6 protein-coding genes are annotated in these 4,551 nt (G+C 68.8%); 4 read left to right on the top strand and 2 right to left on the bottom strand.

Going from position 1 to position 4,551, the window contains the following annotated elements; translation table 11 throughout:
* A partial coding sequence (locus tag AB0G02_RS29195) for an IS5 family transposase (protein WP_360800065.1) occupies window positions 1–472 on the top strand: 472 nt, incomplete at its 5' end.
* A gap of 406 nt (window positions 473–878) precedes the next feature.
* Window positions 879–1,883, top strand: a complete 1,005-nt coding sequence (locus AB0G02_RS29190; protein ID WP_360800062.1) for a DUF2399 domain-containing protein — start codon at window positions 879–881, stop codon at window positions 1,881–1,883.
* Window positions 1,884–2,199: 316 nt separating this feature from the next.
* Here AB0G02_RS29190 and AB0G02_RS29185 read toward each other — a convergent pair whose 3' ends face one another.
* Both AB0G02_RS29185 and AB0G02_RS29180 read right to left on the bottom strand, forming a co-directional pair.
* On the bottom strand, window positions 2,200–2,337 hold the full coding sequence (locus AB0G02_RS29185; RefSeq protein ID WP_360800060.1) for a hypothetical protein: 138 nt from the start codon (window positions 2,335–2,337) through the stop codon (window positions 2,200–2,202).
* 18 nt (window positions 2,338–2,355) lie between these two features.
* The gene (locus tag AB0G02_RS29180; protein WP_360800057.1) at window positions 2,356–2,571 is read right to left on the bottom strand and encodes a hypothetical protein; all 216 of its coding nucleotides are present in this window, start codon (window positions 2,569–2,571) and stop codon (window positions 2,356–2,358) included.
* Between the two features lie 534 nt (window positions 2,572–3,105).
* Between AB0G02_RS29180 and AB0G02_RS29175 the strand changes: the two genes are divergently transcribed.
* On the top strand, window positions 3,106–4,056 hold the full coding sequence (locus tag AB0G02_RS29175; RefSeq protein ID WP_360800054.1) for a hypothetical protein: 951 nt from the start codon (window positions 3,106–3,108) through the stop codon (window positions 4,054–4,056).
* A 245-nt stretch (window positions 4,057–4,301) separates the two neighbouring features.
* A partial coding sequence (locus AB0G02_RS29170) for a hypothetical protein (protein WP_360800051.1) occupies window positions 4,302–4,551 on the top strand: 250 nt, incomplete at its 3' end.

Raw genomic sequence — 4,551 nt, 5'->3', positions numbered from 1 at the left:
GCTGAGCAGCAAGATCCACGCCGCGGTCGACGCCGCCGGGCTGCCGTTGGCGTTCGTGCTCACCCCCGGCCAGGCCGGGGACAGCCCGCAATTCCGGACGGTGATGGACCGGATCCGAGTTCCCGGCCCGGCCGGTCGGCGCCGCACCCGTCCGGGCGCGGTGGCCGCGGACAAGGCGTACTCCTCCCATGCCAACCGGGCCTATCTGCGTCGTCGCCGGATCACGGCGGTGATCCCGGAGAAGACCGACCAGCAGGCCAACAGGAAGAAGAAGGGCTCCGCAGGAGGGCGGCCCGTGTCGTTCGATCCCGTGCGCTACCGGCGGCGCAACACCGTCGAACGCTGCTTCCAGAAGATCAAGACATGGCGCGGCCTGGCCACCCGCTACGACAAGACGCCACAAAGCTACGAGGCCGGACTGCACCTACGAGGAGCGATCATGTGGCTGAAGACCCTGACCCCAACCACATGATCCAAACCCCAAACAGCTCCTAGTGCCGGACGCCGCCCGGCGACGGCGTGGCGGTGACGGGCGACCGGCCGAGGAGCTGAGGCCGGCGCACCAGTGCGGCGAGCACAGCTCGATCGGCCCACTCCAGCCGCGTGCGGGGTTGGTGCGCGCAGTACGGCGACCTCGTGTCGCAGCACCTGAAGTTCCACGTCCTTGGCCGCCGACGACCGGCCGAGTAGAACCAACCAGCCGACGACCCGGACGAAGACCAGGTACAGCAGTCGTAGCGCCACGCCTCGCGATCTTGCTCCTATAGCCCATGGTGCGCGATCGCCGCAGTTCAGCGCCTCAGCGCAGAGTTCCGGCACCCCCCAGGTACCCGGAGTCGGTGTGCGCGCGGTCCGGATGGCGAAACTAGACTCGGACTGTGGACCTGGACCGACTTGAACTGGCCGAGTTGTGGCGGCTGGCCCGAGAGACCCTGGAGGGTGGCGGCCGGTCTGCGTTCAGCATTCACATCGAGGACGAGAAGACCGCCGCGGCGCTCGCCGAGCTGCTGCGCAAGCCGGTCGCGTACCCGGCCCGCCGGCAGATTTCCCTGACGCGCCTGGACCAGCACGTCCGTACGCACGGCAGCACGCTGATCGAGGTGCTGGAAGCGCTGCACGGCAAGCCGATCGACATGTCCACTACCGGGGAAGCGGCGACGGCCGAGGCCGTGTTGAAGTTTGCACTGCGTGAGCACAACCTGCTGCACGAGCCGTGGGCAGCACCGTGGATCGGGTACGTGCGCCGGTACGGCAGGATCCCTCAGCCCGCGTTGCCGATGCTCGCCAACCAGGCCGCCCGGGTGCTCGGCGGGCTCGGGCCGACGACGACCCGGTTCGCCCTGGCCGGCAACGACCTCGACGACGGACGGCCGCTCGCCCGCATCGTGGGCAAGGCGCTCGAGCTCATGGGCACGACCTGGGAGCAGGCCGGGATCCTCAAGGACGCCTACAGCGATCCGGTGCTGACCTCCCAGGGCTACCTGACGCTGAACGACACCCTCGAAACCCCGGAGATCACCGTCGTCCGCAGCCCACGCCTGCTCGAATCCGGCGTGGCCGGACCGTTGATGGTGCTCCCGAACGGCCTCACGGCACAGGCCAGGCACCACCTCAAGGGCAAGACGGCCCGCTGCCACAACGACTTCACGCCAGACGGCATCCGTGCGACCAACGAGATCCTCGCCTGGACCGACGGCACGGCGTGGCGCATGTCGGCGAACGACTACCGCGAGGCCGTCGCCACGCTGATCGCCCGCAGCATCGACCTGCCGACGCTGAACAGCCGCCCCCCGGAGGCCGCCTGGGATCCCGACCTGGCCGGGATCATGGCCACCACGGGCCTGGTGGTCACCGAGGAGCACGTGCTGCCGTCACTTCTCTGACGACTTGAACCGCTTCACATCCCTGTGCTTGCCGAAAATGTCGTCCGTGCTGGTCAGGCGGCGTGGTGGTGCTCGTTGAGGATGCCGCCAGTCGTTGCCGTCTGCGGATGTCGAGTCAGGTGACCGTTGCTTGATCGGTGACGCTGGTGGCAGCGCGGGTAATGGTTGGGCGTTGGCAATGCCTCGGTGTGGGCGGTGGTTGTTGTAGAGGTGCTCGTACTCGTGCAGGGCGTGGAGTAGGTGCGATGGGTTCCTTATGAGGGTGCGGTCGGGGGTTCGTGACGGCAGCTGCGGAGCCGGCCTTCCATGATCGCGTTCAGGCGCCGGATGCGGATTCCGCTGAGGACGACCTTGACGCCACGTCGGCGAGGATGTCGTCGAACAGGGCGGGATGCTTTCCGTCGCGGTCGCGCATCAGTAAGCGCATGTGTAGGCCTTTGTCTTCGAGATCCATGACGTGGTTTCTGGCGGCTTAGGTGACCTGGGTGGTGGTGCCGAGGACGCGGATCCGGCGGTTGGCGTGTTCGATGACCGCGAGCACGTACAGCCGGATGCCGTTCAGGGTGGAGGTCTCGAAGAAGTCGCAGGTCAGGATTGCGTCGACCTGTGAGCGGAGGAAGCCTGACAAGGTCGTCGTGGTCCGCTCGGCCGTCGGATCGATTCCGGCGTCCTTGAGGATTTGCCACATGGTGGAGGCGGCGACTGTGATGCTGAGTACGAGGAGTGCGCCGTGGATGCGGCGGTAGCTCCGGGTGGGGTTCTCTCATGCTAGGCGCAGGACCGGCTCCGGACGCGCCAGTGGCCGCAGTCGACGAAGCGTGTCGTTCGGAAGTCGGTGTAGCAGCGCTGCGAGGAACCCGGTCGCCGGGGAGAGGCGCGGACGGGTGTTACCCAGTTGCCGTTCCAGGACGGTGATCTGGTGCCATAGCCAGGATCTCCAAGTTTTTGTCCCGAGCACTCATGGGCAGCAGGAGCAGCAACGCGAAGGCGTTGGTCACGCCGAGGTAGGCCGGTCGGAGCGGCACAGTTGGTCATCATGCCGTGCTGGTCGACGTCACAGCGGATGGCGGTCGGTCCGCGAAAGCTCGACTTCCGTTGCGCTTCGTACGTTCTCTGCCTGCTTGGACGCGGTGACGAGGACGGTGGGGGAGCTCGTGGTCGTGCCGGGGGAGCCGTGGGCGAGGAGGTTACATTGCGGCGAGCCGAACGAGGAGGTTCTGCCGTGCCATCCGCGAACAGCCCGGCCTCCGTTGACGACGAACTGTCCCGCGCCTTGCGGTCGGGTCCGTTCGACCGCGCGCTCAGGGCGGCGGTGCGCGCGAGCGGCCTGAGTCTGGAGCGCCTGGTTCACCGGTTGGCCACCGCGGGCGTCCACGTCAGCGCGTCCAGCCTGAGCAACTGGCAGACCGGCCGCAGCCGCCCCGAGCGGACCGAGTCCGTCCACGCCGTCCGCGTCCTGGAGCAGATCCTCGACCTGCCGCAGGACGCGCTGGTCCGGCTGCTCGGCCCGCGCAGGCCGCGCGGGCGGTGGCTGGACCACGTCCCCGGGACCGTGTCCTACGACGCGATCTTCGACGACCACGCCCGGCTGACCGCCATCATGACCACCGGCGAGTTCGCCCACCTGGGCCAGTGCTCCTACGAGGGCGTCGAGGACCGCGTGACGTTCGACGACGACGGTGTGCTGCGCCGGGTCGAGGTCCGCAACCTGGTGTCGGCGCTGGTCGACGGCGTGGACGGGTGCGTCGTGTACTACCGCGACGAGGGGGAGGGCCACCCCGAGGTGCGCCCCGTCGAGGGGTGTCGACTGGGGCGCACCCGGTTCGACGACGAGTCGGGCTTCCTGGTGGCGGAACTGCTGTTCGACCACCGGCTCAACCGCGGCGACGTGCACCTGGTCGCGTTCGACCAGCACTTCACCGGCACCCGTGCCCGTCCGGAGTCGGGCGACCACTACTTCAAGGCGTTCCGCTCGCCGTGCCGGGGTTACCTGCTGCGCGTGGCGTTCCACCCCCACGCGGTCCCGGTGCGCCTGCGGTCGTTCCGCGCGAACCGGTGGGGTGACGAGCCGACCGAGGAACACGCTCTGCCCTGTCACCGCAACCAGGTCACCCACGTCTACACGCCCGACGTCGCGCCGGGGATCGTCGGTGTCCGGTGGGAGTGGGACTGAGGCCGTCGCGGGCGACGAGCTTGACAGCCATTTCGTCCCGGCGAGGCCGGGTGCGCGAGGCCGGGCACACCCGAGCGTGTCCCGTTGAGCCCCAGACATATCCCGACCGGCCCGCCGCACCCGTACCGTCCACCGAATTGGGGCTCATCCACACTTTTGCGCGGTGGCGGCGAAGGCCGGTCACGACAGGGATTTCCCCGGCTACTTTCTGGGTTGCTTCACATCCCTGTCTCTTGGAGCTGACGATGTCCCTGCACAGTTCCCGTTCCCGGCGGGTGGCCTGCGTGTTGGCCGCCGCCCTGGTGGTGGGGATGGCCGGCCCGGCCGCCGCCACCGCCGACCCGCTCGCGCCCCTGCTCTCGTCTTCGGAGGAGCAGGTGGCCGATCGGTACATCGTGGTGCTCAAGCACCCTGACCAGGGCGGCCCGTCGGCGGCCGCCGACGCGCTGGCGGAGCCGCTGGCCCTCGCCCGCGACCGGGGTGGGCAGGTGCGGC

Source organism: Actinosynnema sp. NPDC023658, from assembly GCF_040639995.1.
Taxonomy (GTDB): domain Bacteria; phylum Actinomycetota; class Actinomycetes; order Mycobacteriales; family Pseudonocardiaceae; genus Actinosynnema.
The sequence above is the reverse complement of the archived record's forward strand: the minus strand, read 5'-3'. Positions and strand labels throughout refer to the sequence as shown.

Excerpts from the sequence above, each read along its gene's own strand:
- AB0G02_RS29185 (WP_360800060.1), bottom strand. The coding sequence starts at position 2,337 with ATGGATCTCGAAGACAAAGGCCTACACATGCGCTTACTGATGCGCGAC.
- AB0G02_RS29180 (WP_360800057.1), bottom strand. The coding sequence starts at position 2,571 with ATGTGGCAAATCCTCAAGGACGCCGGAATCGATCCGACGGCCGAGCGG.